The sequence below is a fragment of the Mycobacterium sp. IS-1590 genome (assembly GCF_001500025.1).
Classification (GTDB): Bacteria; Actinomycetota; Actinomycetes; order Mycobacteriales; family Mycobacteriaceae; genus Mycobacterium.
The window spans coordinates 264,020-285,540 of sequence record NZ_LQIW01000012.1 but is presented as its reverse complement, the minus strand read 5'-3'; the positions used below and the strand labels follow the sequence as shown (position 1 = coordinate 285,540).

Annotated in this window: 23 protein-coding genes; 12 read left to right on the top strand and 11 right to left on the bottom strand. The window is 67.6% G+C overall.

Annotation, left to right across the window (positions count from 1 at the left end; genetic code table 11):
• Nucleotides 1–73: 73 nt before the first annotated feature.
• The 3 genes from AU197_RS10880 to AU197_RS10870 are packed head-to-tail and all read right to left on the bottom strand — an operon-like array spanning nucleotide 74 to nucleotide 3,509.
• Entirely contained in the window at nucleotides 74–583 is a 510-nt protein-coding gene (locus AU197_RS10880; protein ID WP_064402673.1) for a hypothetical protein, read from the bottom strand.
• 51 nt (nucleotides 584–634) lie between these two features.
• Nucleotides 635–2,449: a glycoside hydrolase family 15 protein gene (locus tag AU197_RS10875; protein ID WP_064402671.1), complete on the bottom strand. Its 1,815-nt coding sequence runs from the start codon at nucleotides 2,447–2,449 to the stop codon at nucleotides 635–637.
• Between the two features lies 1 nt (nucleotide 2,450).
• Nucleotides 2,451–3,509 carry a glucose 1-dehydrogenase gene (locus tag AU197_RS10870; RefSeq protein ID WP_064402670.1) on the bottom strand — a complete coding sequence of 353 codons (1,059 nt, stop codon included), beginning with the start codon at nucleotides 3,507–3,509 and terminating at the stop codon, nucleotides 2,451–2,453.
• A gap of 88 nt (nucleotides 3,510–3,597) precedes the next feature.
• Here AU197_RS10870 and AU197_RS10865 point away from each other — a divergent pair, with 88 nt between their 5' ends.
• Nucleotides 3,598–4,071, top strand: a complete 474-nt coding sequence (locus AU197_RS10865) for a MarR family winged helix-turn-helix transcriptional regulator (protein WP_064402668.1) — start codon at nucleotides 3,598–3,600, stop codon at nucleotides 4,069–4,071.
• Between the two features lie 3 nt (nucleotides 4,072–4,074).
• Here AU197_RS10865 and AU197_RS10860 read toward each other — a convergent pair whose 3' ends face one another.
• Nucleotides 4,075–5,028, bottom strand: coding sequence for a DMT family transporter (locus tag AU197_RS10860; protein ID WP_502687870.1), 954 nt, complete (start codon nucleotides 5,026–5,028; stop codon nucleotides 4,075–4,077).
• Between the two features lie 68 nt (nucleotides 5,029–5,096).
• Between AU197_RS10860 and rlmN the strand changes: the two genes are divergently transcribed.
• Nucleotides 5,097–6,221: a dual-specificity RNA methyltransferase RlmN gene (gene rlmN, locus AU197_RS10855; protein WP_064402665.1), complete on the top strand. Its 1,125-nt coding sequence runs from the start codon at nucleotides 5,097–5,099 to the stop codon at nucleotides 6,219–6,221.
• 69 nt (nucleotides 6,222–6,290) lie between these two features.
• On the opposite strand, the gene AU197_RS10850 is transcribed toward rlmN, so the two are convergent.
• From AU197_RS10850 to AU197_RS10835, 4 genes are read right to left on the bottom strand one after another with little or no spacing between them, the layout of a single operon-like run.
• On the bottom strand, nucleotides 6,291–6,716 hold the full coding sequence (locus tag AU197_RS10850; RefSeq protein WP_064402664.1) for a nuclear transport factor 2 family protein: 426 nt from the start codon (nucleotides 6,714–6,716) through the stop codon (nucleotides 6,291–6,293).
• Nucleotides 6,713–8,197, bottom strand: coding sequence for an aldehyde dehydrogenase family protein (locus AU197_RS10845; RefSeq protein ID WP_064402662.1), 1,485 nt, complete (start codon nucleotides 8,195–8,197; stop codon nucleotides 6,713–6,715). The genes AU197_RS10850 and AU197_RS10845 overlap by 4 nt, the downstream gene beginning before the upstream one ends.
• Nucleotides 8,198–8,228: 31 nt before the next feature.
• Entirely contained in the window at nucleotides 8,229–8,774 is a 546-nt protein-coding gene (locus AU197_RS10840) for a TetR/AcrR family transcriptional regulator (protein ID WP_064402660.1), read from the bottom strand.
• Between the two features lie 21 nt (nucleotides 8,775–8,795).
• Nucleotides 8,796–9,899, bottom strand: coding sequence for a phosphotransferase (locus AU197_RS10835; RefSeq protein ID WP_064402876.1), 1,104 nt, complete (start codon nucleotides 9,897–9,899; stop codon nucleotides 8,796–8,798).
• 44 nt (nucleotides 9,900–9,943) lie between these two features.
• Here AU197_RS10835 and AU197_RS10830 point away from each other — a divergent pair, with 44 nt between their 5' ends.
• Nucleotides 9,944–11,110, top strand: coding sequence for a CaiB/BaiF CoA transferase family protein (locus tag AU197_RS10830; protein ID WP_064402658.1), 1,167 nt, complete (start codon nucleotides 9,944–9,946; stop codon nucleotides 11,108–11,110).
• Here AU197_RS10830 and AU197_RS10825 read toward each other — a convergent pair.
• The gene (locus AU197_RS10825; RefSeq protein WP_064402656.1) at nucleotides 11,091–11,621 is read right to left on the bottom strand and encodes a TetR/AcrR family transcriptional regulator; all 531 of its coding nucleotides are present in this window, start codon (nucleotides 11,619–11,621) and stop codon (nucleotides 11,091–11,093) included. The genes AU197_RS10830 and AU197_RS10825 overlap by 20 nt on opposite strands.
• 44 nt (nucleotides 11,622–11,665) lie before the next feature.
• On the opposite strand from AU197_RS10825, the gene AU197_RS10820 reads away from it, so the two are divergent.
• The 3 genes from AU197_RS10820 to AU197_RS10810 are packed head-to-tail and all read left to right on the top strand — an operon-like array spanning nucleotide 11,666 to nucleotide 13,917.
• Entirely contained in the window at nucleotides 11,666–12,907 is a 1,242-nt protein-coding gene (locus tag AU197_RS10820; protein ID WP_156434378.1) for a cytochrome P450, read from the top strand.
• An 8-nt stretch (nucleotides 12,908–12,915) separates the two neighbouring features.
• Entirely contained in the window at nucleotides 12,916–13,107 is a 192-nt protein-coding gene (locus tag AU197_RS10815; protein ID WP_064402875.1) for a ferredoxin, read from the top strand.
• 51 nt (nucleotides 13,108–13,158) lie between these two features.
• Nucleotides 13,159–13,917, top strand: coding sequence for a MarP family serine protease (locus tag AU197_RS10810; RefSeq protein WP_082696607.1), 759 nt, complete (start codon nucleotides 13,159–13,161; stop codon nucleotides 13,915–13,917).
• Here the strand turns inward: AU197_RS10810 and AU197_RS10805 are convergent, their stop codons facing one another.
• Nucleotides 13,918–14,733, bottom strand: coding sequence for a thioesterase family protein (locus AU197_RS10805; RefSeq protein ID WP_064402651.1), 816 nt, complete (start codon nucleotides 14,731–14,733; stop codon nucleotides 13,918–13,920).
• Nucleotides 14,730–15,548 carry an SMP-30/gluconolactonase/LRE family protein gene (locus AU197_RS10800; RefSeq protein ID WP_064402649.1) on the bottom strand — a complete coding sequence of 273 codons (819 nt, stop codon included), beginning with the start codon at nucleotides 15,546–15,548 and terminating at the stop codon, nucleotides 14,730–14,732. The genes AU197_RS10805 and AU197_RS10800 overlap by 4 nt, the downstream gene beginning before the upstream one ends.
• Before the next feature lie 72 nt (nucleotides 15,549–15,620).
• Here AU197_RS10800 and AU197_RS10795 point away from each other — a divergent pair, with 72 nt between their 5' ends.
• Genes AU197_RS10795 through AU197_RS10770 form a run of 6 tightly spaced genes read left to right on the top strand, consistent with a single transcriptional unit; the run spans nucleotide 15,621 to nucleotide 21,521 of the window.
• On the top strand, nucleotides 15,621–16,358 hold the full coding sequence (locus AU197_RS10795; protein WP_156434377.1) for an NIPSNAP family protein: 738 nt from the start codon (nucleotides 15,621–15,623) through the stop codon (nucleotides 16,356–16,358).
• Nucleotides 16,355–17,578 (top strand): cytochrome P450, encoded by a 1,224-nt coding sequence (locus AU197_RS10790; RefSeq protein ID WP_082696606.1) that lies wholly within the window; start codon nucleotides 16,355–16,357, stop codon nucleotides 17,576–17,578. Before AU197_RS10795 ends, AU197_RS10790 begins: the two co-directional genes overlap by 4 nt.
• A gap of 1 nt (nucleotide 17,579) precedes the next feature.
• Nucleotides 17,580–18,548: a zinc-binding dehydrogenase gene (locus AU197_RS10785; protein WP_064402645.1), complete on the top strand. Its 969-nt coding sequence runs from the start codon at nucleotides 17,580–17,582 to the stop codon at nucleotides 18,546–18,548.
• On the top strand, nucleotides 18,545–19,291 hold the full coding sequence (locus AU197_RS10780; protein ID WP_064402643.1) for an HpcH/HpaI aldolase family protein: 747 nt from the start codon (nucleotides 18,545–18,547) through the stop codon (nucleotides 19,289–19,291). Before AU197_RS10785 ends, AU197_RS10780 begins: the two co-directional genes overlap by 4 nt.
• Nucleotides 19,288–20,013: an SDR family NAD(P)-dependent oxidoreductase gene (locus tag AU197_RS10775; RefSeq protein ID WP_064402641.1), complete on the top strand. Its 726-nt coding sequence runs from the start codon at nucleotides 19,288–19,290 to the stop codon at nucleotides 20,011–20,013. The genes AU197_RS10780 and AU197_RS10775 overlap by 4 nt, the downstream gene beginning before the upstream one ends.
• Nucleotides 20,010–21,521 (top strand): flavin-containing monooxygenase, encoded by a 1,512-nt coding sequence (locus AU197_RS10770; protein ID WP_064402639.1) that lies wholly within the window; start codon nucleotides 20,010–20,012, stop codon nucleotides 21,519–21,521. The genes AU197_RS10775 and AU197_RS10770 overlap by 4 nt, the downstream gene beginning before the upstream one ends.

Genomic DNA, 21,521 nt, shown 5'->3' with positions numbered 1-21,521 from the left:
TGGATCCGTGGGCGGGGCGTTATCTCCGTCCTACGCTCTCATTTGCTATGCAGCAACTATTGCTTCCTGGGAATCAATTGAGTCGCCGTCGCCGGCCCCTCGACGCGGTCGTCACGGGTCGGCGTCGGTATCGCCACACCTTCCCCTCCACGGCGTCCGAACACAGCCACATCAGCAGTGCGAGGTTGTAGGCGCCGAGCAGGCCGGAGAGCAGGATGTCGCCGAACTCGAAGCCCATCGGTCCGTCGGCGTGGTGTGCAGCCGCCACGGAGGTGACGATCACCATCGTCATGCCACCGACGACACCGATCGCGCTCAGGGCCACCGACGTGCCGCGTCGAAACGCCGCGACCACGGCCAGCACCCCGAACACCGCCAAGACGAGGCTCTCGACGGCGGAGATGTGCACGCCGAACACGGATATCCCGGTCCCCGAACGAGATTCGCGGGCGAGGTGTCCTATGGCGGCGGCGCTTCCGAGGGCGGCGCACGCCACCCCCTCGGCGACGAGCAACCATCGGCCGCTGCGATACCGCGACCGGTTCAGGCTGACCTCGACCAACTGTGTCCGCGGAGTGGTCATCGTCGGCAGTTGCGGTGTGGAGGTGCGTGGGGTGGGGGCATCATCGTCTCCTTACTGTCGTGCCGTTGCGTGGGGATGCTGTCGCCGGTCGTGTGCGGACGTCATGGTGTGGTATCCGCTGAGTTGTCGGGCGCTGTTGATCAATCCGACGAGGCTGAAGGCCTGTGGTGTGTTGCCCAGCTGGCGACCGCCTTTCGGGTCGTACTCCTCGCTGAGCAGCCCGACGTCGTTGCGGAGTTCCAGCAGTCGTTCGAAGAGCGCGGTGGCTTCGTCGGGGCGGCCGATGCCGCACAGCGCGTCGACGAGCCAGAAGCTGCACGCCAGGAAGGCGCCTTCACCGCCCGGGAGGCCGTCGTCGCTTCGTTCGGGACGGTATCGCAAAAGCAGCCCGTCACAGCAGAGTTCCTTCTGCACCGCTTCGATGGTGCCAACGATGCGCGGGTCGTCGTAGGGCAGGAAGCCGACACGCGGGAGCAGCAACAGCGCCGCGTCGAGGTGGTCGGATCCGTAGGACTGAGTGAAGCAACCGCGCTGCGTGTTGTATCCGTGTTCGCAGACGTCGGCGTGGATCTCGTCGCGCAGGGCTCGCCACCGCGACAGCGGGCCGTCCAGTTGATGGTTCTCCACGGTGCGTACCGCACGATCGACCCCGGCCCACGCCATCACCTTCGAATGCACGAAATGGCGTGCAGGCCCGCGGATCTCCCAGAGGCTGTAGTCACTCCGCTGCCAATTGCCTTCGAGAAAATCCAGAAGTGCACGCTGGACGTCCCAGGCGGTGTCGTCGGTCGGCAGCCCGCTGTCCCTGGCCAGGTGCAACCCGTCTAACACCTCGCCCCACACGTCGAGTTGGAGCTGGGCCGCCGCGGCGTTGCCCACCCGCACCGGGCTCGAGTTCTCGTAACCGGCCAGCCAGGGGAGTTCGAACTCGGGTAGGCGTCGCCGTCCGTCGGCGCCGTACATGATCTGCAGATCTGCGGGGTCGCCGGCCACCGCGCGCACCAGCCATTCGCGCCACGCGCGCGCCTCGTCGACGAAACCCGTGCCGAGCAGCGCCTGCAGGGTGAAGGTGGCGTCGCGCAGCCAGCAGTAGCGGTAATCCCAATTGCGCGGTCCACCGAGTTGCTCGGGCAATGACGTGGTGGCCGCGGCGAGGATGCCGCCGGTGGGGGCGAAAGTCAGGGCCTTGAGCAACATCAACGCCCGGCGCACCTCCGGTTGCCACGATCCGGTGTAGCTGCATTGCGCCATCCACGCGCTCCACCAGCGTTCGGTCTCCGCCAGCGCCTGCTCGGCGTCGACCGGTTGTGGTGCCGGCAGATGGGAGAGCTGGTGTGTGAGCACAAACGGTATGCGCTGCCCCTCGGTGACGATGAACTCCGCGACCGTCGTCAGCTCCTGCCCGTGCGTGGGAACAGGTGTGCGCAGCCACACCGCATCCGGCCCCGCAATCGCCGACAAGCCGCCGTCGCGGCGTCGTACCCAGGGCACCACGTGGCCGTAGTCGAAGCGCAGGCGCAGGGTCATCGCCATCGGAACGGTGCCGCGCACGCCCTCGACGATGCGTACGACGTCGGCGGCTACGCCGCGCGGTGGCATGAAATCGATCAGCCGAACGCTTCCATCCGCGGTGTCCCACTCTGTTTCGAGGATCACCGCGTCGTCGCGGTAGCGCCGTCGCGTGGCAGGCCCGGTGTCCGCCGGCGCCATCAGCCAGGTGCCTGCCTCGGCCCCGCCGAGCAGTGCCGCGAAGCAGGCCGGTGAGTCGAAGTGCGGGAGGCACAACCAGTCGATGGCTCCGCTGCGATCCACGAGGGCTGCGGTCTGCAGATCCCCGATCAGTGCGTAGTCCTCGATTTCGGCCATGTCAGCTCGCGTCGTCGAGGGTGATGACCACCTTCACATCGTCGGGTTGGGCGGTGAAGGCGTCGGCGGCGCGGTGTAGCGGCACCCGCCGGGTGACCAGGCTCGCCAGCCAGTCCTTGTCGGCCTTGGCCAATGCCTCGGCGGCCTGCCGGTAGTGCCGCAGGTTGGCGTTCACCGATCCGACGACCGCGTCGTTCTCCAGCACCAGCTCGCGGTTGATGGCGCCCGCGTCGACTTTGAGGCGTCGCCCGGCAGGGGAAACTCCGGTCAGGCAGACGACGCCATACGCCGAGGTGTTCGCGATCGCTCCGAAGACGACTGGTCCGGCGCCGGTCGCCTCGATCACGACGTCCGGCTGCAGCCGGGATGCGACGTCGTCGATGTCGTCGTGGTGGTAGGTCGCGCCGAGCGCCGCCGCGATCCCGGGTTTGGGTCCGCCGGTGACGCGGTCGAGGATGTGGGTGTCGAGTCCGGACTGCACGGACAGCAGGGCCGCCAGTAGCCCGATCGGGCCCGCGCCGGTGATCAGCGCCCGTTCGGGTTCGAAATAGGCCCGCTGACCCACCCGCCGAACCTGCTCCCACGCCTTGGCCACCACCGTGGTGGGCTCCATGAGCATCCCGACCTCGCGCAGGTCGTCGTCGATGCGCATCGCGTAATCGGCTTTCACGCACCATCTTTGGCTGCCGTAGCCGTCCATCTCCTTGATCCCGCGTTCGGTGTAGCGACCGTTGCGGCACATGTCGAACTCGCCGTGGGCGCAGGCCCGGCACGGCACTGGGTCGGGCCTGCGCACCACGCCGACCACCAGGTCGCCGGGGGAGAACGACGTGCCGGGCGGCGCCGTCGCCACCCGGCCTAGGGACTCATGTCCGATCACCAACGTGTCCCGGCCGGGCGGTGCCCAGCCGTACTGTCCGCCCGCGATCTCTTTGTCGGTTCCGCACACACCGATGGCCAGGCCGTCTACCAGTAGTTCCTCCGGGCCGGGGCTGGGTTCGTCGACGTCGTCGACGGCGAGCGTGTCCGCCTTGCCGGGCCGTACCGTCAATGCCTGCATGAAACCAAGACTTGCCGGTGCGCAGTATTTGCAAACCAAGAATGATTGCGGTTCGATAAGTATTTCCTCGAACATGGAATGAGGCGAGATGGCCGGTCGCGGCACTGGTGTGACGAACGAGCAGGTGGAGTCGGTGATGAGGGCGTCGCGGGCTCTCGTCGGCATCACGGCAGCGTCGATCTCGACTGTCGATGATCTGGTGACCGTGCCTCAACTGCGGGTGATGATGATGATCGCGACCCGGGGCGCCGTCAACCTCGCGGCGGTGGCGGCGGGCCTACAGGTGAGCGCGTCAAACGCCAGCCGGATCTGCGATCGGCTGCTCAAGATCGGCATGGTCGACCGCCGGGACGACCCCGCCGACCGGCGCAACATCGCGCTGACGCTCACCCCGGACGGGCAGGCGCTGATCGATCGGGTCGTTCATCACCGCCGCATCGCGATCCGCCGGATCCTGCGGGAGATGTCGCCGACTCAACGCGATGCATTGGCCACGGCGTTCGACGCGTTCGCCACGGTCGCCGGTGAACCACAGGAGGAGCACCGGCACGCCCTCATCTGAGGTTCAGCCGGCGGGAGTCGACGTGGCGGGGTCGCTGCGCCGAACGCTGACCGTCGGCGAGGCGACCGACCGCTGACGGCGGCGCCGCGCATCGGTGGCGTTGAGCCAGCAGGCCGCGGCGCCGACCGTCAGGCCGACCGCGACGCCGACGTCGGGCCGCTGACCGAGCATCAGCCACGACAACAGCCCGGCGACCGCGGGTATGACCGTGAACAACATCGCGACGGTCGCGGCGCCGTATTGGTTGATTCCGCGCACGTAGAGCGTCATCGACAGCACGGCGTTCAGGAGTACCACCGCCGCGACCGTCGCCGCGGCTTTCCACGGATCGGTCACCGACCACGGGGTGACGGCGGCCAACACGACGACGGGCAGCACGCACGCGGCGTTCTGCAGCGCCGCCGTCGCCCGGTAATCGACCCCCGAGCAGAACTTCTGCTGGTAGACGCCGCCCGCGGCCACGGCGAACAGGGACACGAGGATCAACAGCACCGCCATGTCGACACCGCCGACCGCGATCAACCGTCCCGCGCAGGCCGCCAGCACCGCCGCGACACCCAGCGCCAATGCGCCCACCCGCGCCAGCGTCATGCCCTCGCCGAGGAACATCGCCGCCAACACGGCGGTGACCACCGGATTCATGGAGATGATCACGGCACCCAATACCGCGGGTGCGCCGTGCAGCAGTGCCAGGTACAGGCACGAGAACAGCACACCCTGAGCGAGCAACCCACTGACGAGCACACGCACCAGCGCGCGTCCTGTGGGCCATGTCACGCGGGCGGCCGCTGCCCATCCCGACAGAATGGCGGCGGCCAGACCGAACCTGAACACCAGCACCGCCATCGGAGACATCACCGAAACAGCAAGCGCACCAACGGGATAGCCCAACGCATAGAAGAACGTCAGCGGCGCCGCGGCACGCAGCGGCATGGTGGAGCGGGGCACGGGTCCCATGGTGGCGACCAACGCCCGGATTGGCGAATCAATTTCTGGGTCGACCGAAGTGGGATACTGGTGCTCACATGCCCACTTCTCTGCCGCTCGTCTTCGAAGCGCCGCGCCGCGCCATGCCGCCGCGGCATTTCGCCGACCTCGATGAGGACGGTCGGGCCGCGGCGGTGACCGAGCTCGGCTTGCCGGCTTTTCGCGCCAAACAGCTGGCCAATCAGTACTACGGGCGGTTGATCGCCGACCCCCGCCGGATGACCGACCTGCCCGCAGGCGTGCGCGATCAGGTCGCCGACGCGCTGTTCCCCACGCTGCTCGACGCGGTGCGCGAGATCGAGACCGATGCGGGTGAGACGCGCAAGATGCTGTGGCGAGCGGTCGACGGCACGACCTTCGAGTCGGTGCTGATGCGCTACCCGCAACGCAACACCGTCTGCATCTCGTCGCAGGCCGGGTGCGGAATGGCGTGCCCGTTCTGCGCGACGGGCCAGGGCGGACTCAAGCGCAACCTCTCGACGGCCGAGATCCTCGAGCAGGTGCGCGCCGCGGCGGTCGAACTGCGTGACCGCGACGGCGACGGGATCGTGCCCGCGGCCCGGGACGGACGGCTGTCCAACATCGTGTTCATGGGCATGGGCGAGCCGTTGGCCAACTACAACCGGGTGCTGGCCGCGGTGCGACGGATCACCGCGCCCGCCCCGAACGGCTTCGGCATCTCCGCCCGCTCGGTCACGGTGTCGACCGTCGGGCTGGCCCCGGCGATTCGCAAGCTCGCCGACGAACGGCTCGGCGTCACGCTGGCACTGTCACTGCACACCCCCGACGACGAACTGCGCGACACGCTGGTCCCGGTCAACAACCGGTGGAAGGTGTCCGAAGTATTGGACGCGGCGCGGTACTACGCCGACGTGACCGGTCGGCGGGTGTCGATCGAATATGCGTTGATCCGCGACGTCAACGACCAGCCTTGGCGCGCAGACCTTTTGGGGAAGAAGCTGCGCGGTGCGCTGGGCCCGTTGGCGCACGTCAACCTCATCCCGCTGAACCCGACTCCCGGCAGCGAATGGGACGCCAGCCCCAAGCCCGTGGAGCGCGAGTTCGTCCGGCGCGTGCGCGAGCGCGGTGTATCGTGCACTGTCCGCGACACCCGGGGTCGCGAAATCGCTGCCGCCTGCGGACAATTGGCCGCTCAGAGCTGAACTGGGCGGCCAAACCGACGTTTTGGCGGGTTTCGCGCGGGCGGTTTCGCCAAAGCGTCGGTCTCGGCGTCACTGTCCCGGAGGGTTGGTGAACCAGACGTTTTCCTCGACCAGCCGACGGCTGCGCCAGCCGTCGGGGGTGCGCACGAGGTCGTGGTGGTAATACCCGCCGCAGAAGCTGGGCTCGGTCATGCCCGGCAGCTGCATCGGGTTGTAGAACATCGCCCGGACCCGCGCGCTGTCACCGTCGACTTCGGCCTCGATATTGGTGATGTGGTGCATGCTCCACGCGATCACCCCGAAATTCGCGGCGAACCAGTCCACGACCTCGTCGCGGCTTCCGACGACGGCGCCGGCCGACGAGTAGTCGATGTGCGCGTCGTCGGTGAACACCGAGCGGTACAGCTCCCAGTCTTTGGTGTCGACCGCGCGGGCGTAGCGGTGCAGCAGCGCGGCGATGTCGAGTTCGTCGCCAACGCGCCGATCGTCGCTCATTCCGGCATGCCGATGGTCTTGGCCTCGAGGTATTCCTTGTAGCCCTCTTCGCCGTTGCGGTAACCCAACCCGGACTGTTTGGTGCCGCCGAACGGGCTGTTGATGCCGAAGTGACTCTTGCCGTTGATCGTCACGTTGCCGGTGCGCATGCGGCAGGCCACCGCGAACGCACGGTCCACGTCGCCACCGGAGACCTCACCGGACAGGCCGTAGATCGTGTTGTTGGCGATCGCGACCGCCTCGTCGTCGGTGTCATACGGCGTCACCGTCAGCACCGGGCCGAAGATCTCCTCCTGCGCCACTTGCGAATCGGGGTCGACATCGGCCAGCAGGGTCGGCTGGGTGTAGTAACCGACCGGCAGGTTCTCGGGGATGCCGCCGCCGGTGACCAGCCGCGCACCCGAGTCGATACCGCTCTTGACCAGGCCGAGCACCTTCTGGCGCTGGGTCTGGCTGATCTGCGGGCCCTGCATATTGCCCGGCGTCCACGGGTCACCGACCGGGAAGCCCTCCATCATCGTCTTGAGGATCTCGATGCCCTCGTCATAGCGGCTGCGCGGCAACAGGATCCGGCTGGGCAGGATGCAGGACTGCCCGCTCATCACGCACGCCATCATCGCCGCCATCGACAATGCCGAGTTGAAATCGGCGTCATCCAAGACGATGTGGGCCGACTTGCCGCCCAACTCCAACAGCGTCTTTTTCACCGTCGCCGCACCCGCAGCTAAAATGGCGCGCCCGGTGGCCGTGGACCCGGTGAAGGTGATCATGTCTACCCGCGGATCGGCCGACAGCGCCGCGCCCACCTCGTTGGCGTTGGACACCACCACGTTGAACACCCCGGCCGGGATGTCGGTCTCCTCGGCCACGATGCGGCCGTACTCGCTACCCGACCACGGCGTCAGCTGGGCCGGTTTGAGGACGACGGTGTTGCCGGCCATCAGCGCGGGCACGGTCTCGGCGACGTTGAGGTAAAACGGCACGTTCCACGGAGTGATCGCCCCGACCACGCCCACCGGCTCGTAATGGATCTTGCGCCGCGCCGGGCCCAACGGTGTCTCGTGCACACCGTTGTCGACCAGATACTCGAAATTCCTACCGTGCTCGGCCCAATGCCTGACCTCGTCGATCGGGCTCTCGATCTGACTGCCGCTCACCGAGACCGGACAACCCACCTCGGTGATCAGGATCCGACGCAACCGCTCCTTGTTGCGCTCGAACGCCTCGTGCAACTGGGTCAGGCAGTGATAACGAAACTCCAGATCGCGCGACCAGTCGGTTTCGTCGAAGGCCCGCCGCGCCGCCCCGACCGCGCGCGCCATGTCCTCGACCGTGCCGTCGGTGGCCCGGCCGGCGACCTGCTCGCTGGCCGGATGAATCACATCGAACGTCGCGCCGCTCGCCGTGGTCTGCAACTCGCCGTTAATCAACATCCGCTCGTCGCCGGCGAGCACGCCGGTGTCGGTCTCAACCTGGGTCATGCCGACTACTTTACAAATATTTGCGGAAGTGTCAGCCGTTCGGCTTGATCCCGGTGGCGTGGCGCAGCTGGGCCAGGAACTGGTCGTCGTCGTCACTGCGGACGATGTAGTGCGAGATGGCCACGCGAATTGCGGTGGCGGCCTTGACCGCCGCGTTCGGGCCGCTCAGCAGTTTCTGCAGGCGCGCGCGCATGACCGGGATGATTTTCGTGAGCTGGGAGATGACGACCTCGGGCTCGATGTCGACCAGCCGCACACCCGAATACGAGTGCTGGTATTCGACGATGAACCGCAGCGCGGCGTCGAGCTTCTCGGTGCCCCGCAAGCCGGCGGTCGCCTTGCTGATGCCGTTGTCGAACAGATCGCGCTCGTAGACGCCGAACGCGTCGAGCAGTTCACTCTTGGAGGCGAACCAGCGATAGAGCGTCGGGCGCGACACGCCGGCCTGCAGCGCGACCTCCGACAGGCTGAGCTTGGTCTGCCCGCTTCGGGCCAGCACCTCCGAGGTCGCCACGAGAATCCGGTGCCGCGTCGAGGTGTCCTCGGGTCCGAGTGCGTCGCGCAGCGCTTCGTTCACGGGGCAAGCGTAGATCCTTCTCTACATCGACTTCTGGAGTACCGCGACAGTGTCGAGATCTTGTAGCGCCGCGACGCCGCGGCGCAGGCCCTCGAGCGCGATGCCCTCGGCCTGCATGCCCCCCATCCCGGCGGTGATCAGCGCGGCGACATAGGCGTAGAGGGCGCCCTGGCGGTACCGCTCCCACAGCTGGCCGCGGTCCAGTTCGGGGCCGCCGCATGCCGCGAGCGCCTGACGGTAGACGTCGAGCAGGTCGCGTTGATGCGCCTGACGATCGGCGGGTGTCATGCCGGTGACCAGTGTGTATGCCAGCTCGCGGTTGGGATGCCCGCGCCGGACGGCCTGCCAGTCCAACAGCCCGGCCTCGCCGTTGCGGAAGTACACGTTGCCGGGGTGCGCATCGCCGTGCATCACGGTGTGCGGCGGCTCGTCGATGAGCCCGGCCACGGCGCGGTAGTGCTCGTCGATGAAGCGGCCGGTGTGGACCGCGATATCGGTGCGCTCGGCGATGCGGCGCGCCGACGTCTTCAACAGGGGCCCGGTGAGCAACGACGCGGTATCGCCCGATGCGGTGTAGAGCCAGCCGGGCACCCGGTCCCAGAAGGTCGCGTGCAGCCTCGCCAGGAGCTCGACGATCCTGGCGGCCCGGTCGACGCTGATCGGGTGCAAGGTGTCGGGAAACTCGCATTCGTCGGCGGGCAAGTCCTCCAGAACCAGGACATAGCGGCCGGTCACCGGGTCGAACGCCGAGCCGTGACAGGCCGGGACGCCGGTCAGCCGCGGGGAAAGTTCACGGTAGAAGCGGGTCTCGGTGGCGCCCAGTCGCCCCATTTCGCCCATCAGGCGGGTGGCGACGGTTTCGGCGGCCAGTTTGACGAACACGGTCGCCGGGACGTCGTCACCGGTGAGCGCGAGCCGGGCGCGCGATGAGGTGCCGGAGTCGCCGCCCAGCACCGACACCGCGGCCACCGGGCGGCCGATGATCCGCGACATGGCGGGCCCGTCCAGTTCGGACACGGAGCGCGGAAGTGAGCGGAGACGGCCGATCGCGGCGTCGGTGGCGATACGTTGTACTCCGCGGCCCAGATGTGCGGCCAGACCGAGCACCGGCGCAGCGTGCTTCACCACGCCAGTTTACAAATTTGCGGATATATGTAAAGAAGGTGTCGATGGCGGGTCCGCTCGAAGGTGTGCGCGTGGTCGAACTCGGCGTGTGGGTGGCCGGGCCGGCGGCCGGAGGGATTCTCGCCGACTGGGGTGCCGACGTCGTGAAGATCGAACCGCCGACCGGCGATCCGGCGCGGTTGTTCGGCAAGATGCTCGGCCTCGACGGCGACGTGAACCCGCCGTTCGAGATGGACAACCGCGGTAAACGCAGCATCATGCTCGACATGACGACGGCCGACGGCCGCGCCACGGCCCGCGAATTGATCCACGGCGCAGACGTTTTCCTCACCAACGTGCGGCCGGGCGCGTTGGCGCGGATGGGGCTCGACTTCGCTGCGGTCGCCGCCCAGAACCCGCGGCTGGTGTACGGGTTGATCACCGGCTATGGCGAGAGGGGGCCGGATGCCGACCGCGCGGCCTACGACGTCGCCGCGTTCTGGGCGCGGGCGGGCCTGGCGCACCTGCTGACCCGACCCGGCCATAGTCCGCCGTTTCAGCGCGGCGGAATGGGCGACCACGCCGCGGGCATGACGCTGGCCGCCGCGATCTGTGCGGCGTTGGTCGCGCGGGGCCGCACGGGGGAGGGGCAGCTGGTCAGCACGTCGCTGTACCGCCAGGGCGCCTACACGGTGAGCTTTGACCTCAATACCTTTCTGCTGACCGGGAATTCGATCGCGATCGGTCAGCGCGAGACCATGGGCAATCCGTGCATGAACAACTACGCGGCGGGCGACGGGCGCCGCTTCTGGATCGTCGGCCTGGAAGCCGGCCGGCACTGGCCGCCGTTGTGTCGCGCGATCGGGCGTCCGCTGTGGCTGACCGATCCGCGCTTCGACACGCCGCGGGCGCGCGCCGCCAACGCGGCCGAACTCGTCGCCGAACTCGACGAGATCTTCGCCTCGAAGACCCTCGCCGAATGGGCGGAGGTCTTCGCGGCAGAACCGGAGCTCTTCTGGTCGCCGATCAACTCGCTGGAGGACGTCGTGGGCGACGAGCAGTTTCACGCGGCCGGCGGAATCGTCTATGTGCCCGACGGTGACGGCACCGCGCCGATGGTCGCCTCACCGGCCGACTTCGCCGGCACGCCATGGGAGCCCCGTTCGCCCGCCCCGAGATTGGGGCAGCACACCGACGAAATCCTGGCCGAGCTCAAGAGGTCGGGTGCTTGACCCGCACGGCGTGGCGCAACTGCGCGAGGAAATCGGCGTCGTCGTCGCTGCGCACCAGGTAGTGCGACACCGCGACCCGCACCGCCGTCGCCACGGCCAGGCCGGGATCGGGTCCGGTGGCCAGCCGTTCCAGGCGCTGGCGCATCAACGGGATCACCCGGGAGAGCCGCTTGATCACCTGTTCGGGTTCGATGTCGATCATGCGCAGGCCCGGGTAGGACTGTTGATAGTCGACGATCACCCGCAGCGCGGCGTCGAGGCGTTCTCCCGGTGGCAGGCCCGCCGTCGCCTCGGCCACGGCGCGTTCGTAGTACTGGCGTTCCCACACCACGAACGCGTCGAGCAGGTCGCGCTTGGAGGCGAACCAGCGGTAGAGAGTGGGGCGGGAGACCTGCGCCTGCAACGCGACCTCGGAGAGGCTGAGCTTGGTCATGCCGTGGCGGCCGAGCACTTCCGCGGTCGCTGCGAGGATGCGTTCGCGCGTCGAGGAATCCGCATCGGTTACCGGCACCGTCCTAGCTTTACAAACATTTGACGAAGTGTCACGCTGAATCGGTGACATCAGCCCGCGAGTACAGTGCCGTCGACATCACGTCGGAAGAGTTCTGGAGCCGGCCGTTCGCCGCGCGCGACGAGACGTTCGCCCGGCTGCGGGCCGCTGACGGGTTGAGCTGGCACCCACCACTGCCCTCCATGTTCGGGCTGGAGGAGCCCGGCTTCTGGGCGTTGACGCGGCGCGCGGACATCGCCTATGTCAGCCAGCATCCCGAATTGTTCACCTCGGCCCAGGGTGTGGCGCTGAACCCGATGCCCGCCGAGATCCAGCGGTTCGCGTCGTTCTTCCTGACCATGGACCCACCACAGCACACCGTGTATCGCAGGTTGATCAGCTCGGCGTTCACGCCCCGCAACGTGCGGCTGATCGAGGAACAGATCCACAAGAACGCCGTCACCATCGTCGAAAACCTGGTCGGCGCAGGCGAAATCGACTTCGTCAAGGCGTGTTCGGCCCAGCTGCCGATGCTGACGATCATGGACATGCTCGGCGTGCCCAGCGCCGACCAGCCCGCCGTCGCCTATGCCGCGGAGAAATTGTTCGGCATGACCGACGACGAGTACGCCACCGAGGATGAACATCTCGCCGACCCCGTCGCTCAGATCACGCTGCTGTCGAACACCGGCGTCGAGCTGGCCAAGTTCCGGCGCACCCACCCCGGCGACGACCTGATGACCAGCATCGTCAACGCCGAGGTCGACGGCCACCGGCTCAGCGACGAGGAGATCGGGTCGTTCCTGATCCTGCTCGCCTCGGCCGGTAACGACACCACCAAGCAGGCGACCACACACGCGATGATGGCGCTCGTCGAAAACCCCGAACAGCGTGACTGGCTGATGGAGGACTTCGATGGCCGGATCGGTTCGGCCATCGAAGAATTCGTGCGCTGGTCCTCACCGGTCCTGCAGTTCGCCCGCTTTGTCACCGAGGACACCGAGATCAACGGCCAGCCGGTCGGCGAGGGCGACAAGGTCGCGCTGTTCTACTGCTCGGCGAACCGCGACGAGGCCGTGTTCACCGACCCCGGCGCGTTCGACCTCTCCCGGTCGCCCAACCCACACCTCGGGTTCGGCGGCGGAGGCCCGCACTTCTGTCTGGGAAGCCAGCTGGCCAAGGCCGAGTTGCGAAACCTGTTCCGAGAGTTGCTGACCCGCTTGACGACGATCGAGTTCGGCGAACCCGACCTGCTGTACAGCAGCTTCGTGCACGGCGTCAAGCGGCTGCCCGCCGTCGTTCGCTAGGAGTGGACATGCGCGTCGAAGTCGACCTCGACAAGTGTACCGGACACGGGATCTGCGAGTCGATCGCCGAGGACGTGTTCGAGGTGCGTGACGACGGCATCGTGCTGATTCACGAGCCCGAGCGCCCGGAGTCCGACAGGGACCGGATGCAGCAGGCCGTGACGCAGTGCCCGGCTGCGGCGCTGCGATTGGTCGACTAGCGTCACGCGGCTTGCCCGCCAATCCAGCTCGGCGGCGTTATCGTTGCCGCAATGAGGTCGAGATTGTTTGCGGTGTGCCTGGTCGCGATCGGCGTGGCCGGCTGCGCGATCAACGGATCGTTCGATCTTGTCCCGCCGGAACCGACTCCGATCGCGATCACCACGGTCGCCGCGCCCGATGCCACGCTGGCCGACAGCGCGATCGTCGCCGAGGCGGCCCGCAGTGTGGTCAGGATCCACACGGAGGCTCTCCAGTGCGCGAGAACGGTGGACGGCAGCGGGGTCGTCGTCGCGCCGAACAGGGTGATGTCGGCTGCGCACACCGTGGCGGGCGCGGACATCGTCAGTGTCTGGGCGGGTGATCGGGAAATACGCGCCACCGTCGTGGTTTACGACCCGGCGATGGACGTCGCCGTGCTCGACGTGCCCGACCTGCGGGCCCCCACGTTGTCGATGGACCAGCACACCGCCGTCACCGGCACCGATGCCCTGGTGCTCGGATATCCGGGCGGAGGGCCGTTTGTGGCCACGCCCGCTCGTATTCGCAGGGTCATGGAGCTTCTCGTGCCCGACATCTACCGCACCACGACGGTGAATCGCGAGGTCTACGTCATCCGGGGGCCGATCCGGCACGGCGGTTCCGGTGGGCCACTCATCGACCTCAACGGCCACGTGCTCGGCATCAGCTTCGGGGCGGCGATCGATGACCCCGAGACCGGTTTCGTGCTCACCGCCAAGCAGGTCTCGACGCTGATGATGGATGGGGTGCGGGCCCACAGGCCGGTCGCGACCGGCGCCTGCACGCCCTGATCAGCGCCCCGGTCTCGGGCGCACCAGCACGGACTGCTGTATCGCGCCCACCGCGCCGATTTCGTCGAACAGCGTGCCGAGCGTCGTGCCGATGCCGTCGGGTCCGTAGTTGGTCTCCGCACGGATGCCGATCCACTGGCCCTGCGGGATGCGGTGCACGTGCACGACGAGATCGGTGTTCATGAACGTCCAGCGGCTGATGTCGAGCTTGGTGCCGATGCCGTTGGCGTCGTCGGCGACCGTGAAGAGCCGCTCCAGCGGTGTCATGGTCTCGCCCTTGACCAGGTCGACCTCCGGGCGGATCCACGACTCACCGGGCCCCTCGCACAACGGTTGGGTCAGCCACCGCCAGTCGAGGCTGTGCACGTAGTTACGATCCCAGTCTTTCTTCATGTCACGGCTTTTCGCCTCGGACAGCGGCCGCAGGGGTGGTGCCGGTGCGTGTTGCACGGCGCTGGTATCGACGGTTTTCAACCGCCACCCGCTGGCTCGTGCGACGGGGCGCGGGTCGCCGTCCGGCCGCGCGGCGAGCAATTCGGAGCTGACGAGCTCGATCTGCTTGCCCGAGCGCTCGATTCGCGACCGTACCCACAGATCGCCCTCGGTCGGAACGCCGCCCAGCAGGTCGATCAGCACCCGGCTCAGGCGGGTGTCGTCGCGGGCCCGGCAGCGTTCGAGCGCGCGAACCAGGATGGCGGACACCGGCGCTCCGTGCTGGATCGCGGCCGACCAGGTGCTGCGGACCAGATCGGTGGCGCGGAACTTCTCGCCGAGCGGATCGGCGTCGTCGATGAGCTCGTAGTAGGAATCGCTCACGGTAACCTGGCTCCCGGTATGTCGACGGTGGTCGCATCGACCCGTGAGCCCTTGGTGCCTTTGAGTCGCTGCGGGTACGCGTCGGTGCTGGACAGCAGAAACAAGGTACGACGCTCGGAACCGCCGAGCGCGCAGGCAATCGCGGTGCGCTCGCCGATGTCGATGCGGTCGGTGACGCCGCCACCTTCGGTGATCCGCTCGAATTGACCGGCCAGCGTCATCGCGGCCCACACGCCGCCCTCGGCGTCGAGACAGATGCCGTCGGGTGGTCCGTCCAGTCCGTCGGCGAAGACCCGACGCTGCGACAGCGCGCCGTCGGCGCCGATGGAGTACGCGGTCAACCGCCGTCCGGTCGACTCCGCGACGATCAGCGTCGCGCGGTCGGGCGTGATGACCATCCCGTTGGGGAAGTCGAGGCCGTCGGCGACGACGGTGACGGTGTCGTCGGGATCGAGCCGCACGATCAGTCCACCCTCGCGGGCCTGCGAGCCGACATAGGCGCGGCCGTCGCCGTCGACGACCATGTCGCCGAGGGGGGCCGGGACGATCGCGGACAAATCGGCGATCGTCGAGACGTTCTCGCCGTCGTAGCGAAGAACCTGTCGAGACTCGGTGGAGCAGATCAGCAGGGAGCCGTCGGGACGGAACCCGAGGCCGGCCGGCGCGTGGCCCGGCAACGGCAGCGTCGTCAGGTCACCGCTGAGGTCGACGGTGTGCACGGCCTCGGCGAGCATGTCGGAGAACCAGAGCAGGCCTTCGAACCAGCGCGGGCCCTCGCCGAAGCAGAACCCCTTCGCCAGCGGCGTGAGGGTCATCCACGCACACCTTTACAAAACACGCGACAAGTGTCACGCTCGCAGGGTGTCACTGTCAAATGGTCGCAGGTCATGAAGAAGTACCACGGTCACACGCTGCTCTATCTCCACGAGACCATCGCGCTCGGTTCCGGGCGCGCCGACCGGTTTGTCGGCGATGAGCGCCCGCGCGAAGACCAATTCATCGACGTGTTCGGCGAGGTGTACCACCCGATGATGGCCGACCTCGGCGCGCGGCTGTTCGCGATCTGGCAGACGACACCGTACAACGGCCACTGGCCGCAGGTCACGATCATCTGGGAGATCGACAAGTTCGCCGACTATGCGCGCATCGGCAGGGCGCAAGCCAGGGGCTGCACCCATGCGCATGCGGCGGGGAGGTGGTCGACGTTTCTCGCCGAGATCGGCGCCTCCGGGGAGGGCCGCATCATGTACGCCGGCAAATACAATCGGACGCTCGCGCAACTGCAGGAGGCGAATTTCGGTGCAGGGCTGGTGATCCAGGAAATCATGCAGACCAAACCGGGCCGGCAGGACGACTACATCCGCGAGCTGGAACGTCTGTATGTCCCGTGGTCGGAGCGCACCGGAAAGCGTTGGCTCGGTTCGTTCATCACGACCTTCCGCTTCAACGAGGTCATTCACTACTGGGCGCTCGACGACGACTGGGACTGTTTCGCCAACCACTACCCGTCGTGGAAGGACAGTCCGCCCGCCGAGATCGTCACCTGGATGAGCGTCGCGCCCGCGCTTCGCGATGGCTGGGAGGACTCGATCCTGCAGGCCCTACCGCCCTCACCGCTGCAATGAACATGACTGTGCTCGAGACGTTTTCCTACGATCCGTTCGATCCGGCGGTGATGGCCGACCCGTTGCCGTTCTACCGGATACTGCGCGACCGATATCCGGTGTACTACGTCGAGAAGTGGGACACCTACGCGTTGTCGCGGTTCGCGGACATCTGGCGGGTGCTGGAGGTCAACGACGGCACATTCGTCGCCTCCGAGGGCACCCTGCCCGCGGCAACGGTTCTCGCGGCGCGCAACGACGGTCCCGTACCCGACCCGGCGCTGCACCCGATGCCCTTCCACGCGAACTTCGACACGCCGATCTACGACAGCGTGCGACGTTGCACATCGGCCCCGTTCCGGCCGAGGTCGGTCGGGAAACTGGCCGACCGGATCCGCGTCCTGGCCAACGAGCGTCTCGACGAGTTGCTGCCGCGTGGTGCCTTCGACCTGACGCAGGACTACGGCGGTATCGTCGCGGCGTCCGTGGTCTGCGAATTGCTCGGTCTGCCTGTCGATCTCGCGGCCGATGTGCTCGCGACGGTGAACGCCGGAAGCCTCGCGCAGCCGGGCAGCGGGGTTGAGGTGGCCAATGCGCGACCGGGATACCTGGAGTATCTGATTCCGATCATCCAGCGCAGCAGGACCACGCCGGGCGATAACCCGATCGCCGACAACCTGATCGCCTACCGGCTGCCGGATGGCTCGGCGTTCGACGATGTCGAGGCCGCCACCCAGTTGCTCGGAATCTTCATCGGGGGAACCGAAACAGTGCCGAAGATCGTGGCGCACGGCCTGTGGGAGCTGGGTCTTCGGCCCGGTCAGCTGTCCGCCGTGCGCAGCGACGTCGACGCGCATGTCCCCGTCGCGCGCGAAGAGATGATCCGCTACTGCGCACCGGCGCAATGGTTTGCGCGCACCGTCCGCAAGCCGTTCACCATCCACGACACCACCCTGCGGCCCGGTCAGCGAATCATCACGCTGTTGGCGTCGGCCAGCCGTGACGAACGCGAATACTCCTCTCCGGACGAGTTCATCTGGAACCGCCCCATCGAGCGCCTGCTGGCCTTCGGTCGCGGACAACACTTCTGCCTCGGCGTGCACCTGGCGCGGTTGGAGATCGGCATCATGGTGACCGAATGGCTCAACCGCGTTGGCGACTGGAGCATCGACAGCGAGGCCGCGTCCCGGCCGCCGTCGAGCTTCCAGTGGGGCTGGAGCAGTGTTCCGGTGGAGGTATGAGATGTGGTCCTATCGACTGGTCGCGCCGTACACCTTCGAGCGCCAAGACATTCCGGAGAAGACGCCCGACTCGCTGGCGGATGGGCAGGTGCTGCTGCGTTTCCGTGCGGCGGGCGTCTGCGGTAGCGACCTGCCGCCGTTCCGCGGTGTTCGCGGCAAGATCGCCGGCGACCGCGGTCTGAGCGCTGCCGAGATGCCGGGCTTCCCGATTCACGAGGTCGTCGGTGAGGTGGTCGCCAGCAGGCATCGCAGCCACGGCATCGGGGACGGGGTGGTCGGCTGGGCGTCCGGGTTCGACGGCCTGATGCAACATGTGGTCGCCGATGGTGACGGGCTGGCCTACTACGACCACAATCTGAGCCCGCAGCACGCCGTCGCGCTGCAACCGCTGGCATGCGTGCTGTATGCGGTCGAACAGTTGCCCAAACTCAAGGGTCTGCACGTCGCGGTGATCGGGCAGGGGTCGATCGGCCTGCTGTTCTCCTATGCGGCAAAGGCTTTCGGCGCCCGCCGCGTGACGGGCGTCGACCCGGTGGACCGCGACGCGGTGGCCAAGGAGTTCGGTGTCGACACGATCGTGCGCGCCACCAGCGACCGGTGGGTGAGCCACCTCGAGCCCGGGGACCGGCCCGAGGTGGTGATCGAAGCCGTCGGACACCAGGTCGCCACGCTCGGTCATGCGATCGAGGCGGCCGCCCCCGGCGGGACCGTGTTCTATTTCGGTGTGCCGGACGACGACAGCTATCCGATCAGCATGCGCACCATGCTGCGCAACAACCTGACGCTGAAATCCGGTGTGACCCTGGACCGGCGACGAATGCTGGCCGCGGCCAACGAGTTCGTCCGCCACCATCCCGACCTGCTACCGGCCTATGTGACGCACACCTTCGGTGTCGACGACACCCAGGCCGCGTTCGAACTGGCGTGCCGCGCGGCGCCCGACCGCATCAAGATAGCGATCGTCGAATGACCGCCGGCAGGTTGCAGGACGCGCTGGCGGGCAAGGAGCCGGTGTGGGGCGGGTGGGTCGTCGGCCCCACCATCATCGGTCCGGAGGAATTCGCCGCGGCCGGCTACGACTATGTCGGCTTCGACATCCAGCACGGCTACCTCGACGACGCCGACGTCGCTCTGCTGCTGCGCAGGTTGGAGCACGTACCGATCGCAACCGCGGTGCGTGTTCCGTCCACCGATGCCGCGCCCATCGGCAGGGTGCTCGACGCGGGAGCCGACGCCGTGATCGTCGCCATGGTGGAATCGGCCGAGCAGGCGGCGGCAGCGGTCGCGGCCACCCGTTACGCCCCGGCCGGGGTGCGCAGCTACGGGCCGCTGCGCGGAGACCTCGGCCGTGAACCCGTCGAACACGAAGCGCGGGTGAGCGTCTTCGTGATGATCGAGAGCGCGCCCGGATTGGCCGCCGTCGACGCGATCTGTGCCGTACCGGGCATCACCGGTGTCTATGTGGGGCCGGCGGATCTGGCGATCTCGCTCGGGCACACGCCCGCAGAAGCGTGGAGCGCCTCGGCAGTGCAGGACGCGATCGCCCGTATCGCGGCCACCGCCACATCCGCCGGGCTGGTTGCCGGCATCCACGCAGGTGGGGCCGCGAACGGAAAGAAGATGGCCGAGTTGGGCTTTCGCATGCTGACACTCGCGTCGGAGTCCCAGGCGCTGCGTCTCGGAGCGTCCGAGATCCTGCGGGAGGCCCGGTGACATCGGCCGAACGCGTCGCGGTGGTGACAGGCGCCGCCCGGGGGCAGGGGGCGGCCATCGTACGGCGGCTGCGCGGAGACGGCTTCCGTGTCGCGGCATGCGATCTACTGGTCGACGAGTTGAAACACTCGGTCGGTGAGCTCGGCGACGACGGCGTGATCGCCATCGGGCTGGACGTGACGTCGCCCGCGCAGTGGGCCGAGGCGGTGGCGACCGTCGGCGACAAGTTGGGTGCGGTGACGACGCTGGTGAACAACGCCGGGATGCTGCACCGTGCGGCGCTGGCGGACGAGACACCGGAGGGGTTCGAATCCAGTTGGCGCGTCAACTGTCTCGGGCCCTTCCTGGGCATCCAGGCAACGCTCGAGCACCTGCGGCGGGTCGACGGTGCGGCGATCGTCAACACTTGTAGCACCGGCGCCATGCGGGCGTTTCCGGCACATGCCGCCTACGGGTCGTCGAAGTGGGCGCTGCGCGGGCTCACCCAGATCTGCGCGGCCGAACTCGCGAGCGACGGTATCCGCGTCAACGCGGTGTTTCCCGGACCGATCGCGACGCCGATGCTCGACGACGCGACGCAGAGCAGGTTGACCGCGCGGTTCGGCCGTCTCGGCCAGCCGATGGAGGTGGCCGACGCGGTCGCATACCTGGTGTCCGATCACGCGTCGTTCGTCACCGGCGCCGAACTCGTCGTGGACGGTGGCCAGTGCGTCCAGATGTGACGGCCGCAAAGCCCGGCCTCTCGGTCGGGATCATCGGCGCGGGCCCGGGCGGCTTGGCACTGGGAATCTTTCTGCGCAAGGCCGGGTTTCGCGATTTCACGATCTTCGACCGCGAGGACGGGGTCGGCGGCACATGGCGGGTCAACACCTACCCCGGCCTGGCCTGCGATGTGAAGTCGCACCTGTACTCCTATTCGTTCGACCTGAACCCGGACTGGACGCGGTTGTGGTCCGGGCAGGCAGAGATCCTCGAATACTTTGAACGCTGCGCGCGGCGTTACGAACTGGCCCCACACCTGCGGCTCAACACCGAGATCACCTCGGCGCGGTGGTCGGGTGAGGAGTGGGAGCTGTCCTCGGCTGACGGCCAGCGGTTCGCGTTCGACGTGGTGGTCTCCGCCGTCGGCCTGTTCACCCGGCCCGTCATGCCCGACCTGCTGGAGGAGGAACCGTTCACCGGCACGTTGATGCACACCGCGCGGTGGGACCACGGCGTCGATCTCAACGGCAAGCGGGTGGCAGTGCTGGGCACGGGATCGACCGCGGCGCAGTTGGTTCCGGAGGTCGCCAAGGTGGCCGAGCGGGTCTACTCGGTGCAGCGCTCACCGACATGGGTGCTGCCCAAACCGGATCGCCCCTACACCGAGCGGGAGAAGTGGGTTTTCCGCAACGTCCCGCTGGCCAAGAAGATCTACCGGACCCGGTTGTGGCTGCGCAGCGAGTCGAACATCTCGGTGATCGAGAACGGCAGCGACAAGACACAGGAGTTCAGGGGCATCGCGCTCACGACGCTCGAGGCGACGATCCGCGACGACGAGTTACGCGACAAGCTGACCCCCGACCATCCGCTGGGCTGCAAGCGGTTGGTGTTCGCCACCGACTATCTGCAGTCGCTGACGCAACCGCACGTCGAGGTCATCGCGAGCCCGGCGCGGGCATTGCGGGCGCGGTCTCTGGTGACCGAGGACGGGACCGAACTCGACGTCGACGTGGTGCTGTGCGCGACGGGCTATGCCGCCGCCGACTACCTGGGTCAGATCGACGTCGTCGGCGAGGGCGGGGTCACGCTGCGCGAAACCTGGAGCGAGGGCGCCTACGCCTACCTGGGCATGGCGGTGCCGCGCTTTCCCAACTTCTTCATGCTTTATGGCCCCAACACCAACGTCGGGTCCAACAGCGTGATCTTCATGCTCGAAGCGCAGGCGCACTACATCGTGCGGGCGCTCAAACACCTTCGGCGTAAGGGCAGGTCGTACATCGCGGTCCGGCCGAGTGCGATGGCGGCGTTCCTGGGCAAGGTCGATCGGTGGATGGAGGGCACCGTCTGGCTCACCCGGTGCAGCAATTACTTCCGTGCCGCGAACGGCCGCGTCGTCACGCAGTGGCCGCGCAGCGCCCGCGCGTTCTGGGGTATGACACGACGGTTCAAGGCATCCGACTACACGTTCGAGCCGGCTCGGCGGGACCGCGCGGCCCCCACGGAGACCCCGACCGCGGCGAGGCGCTGA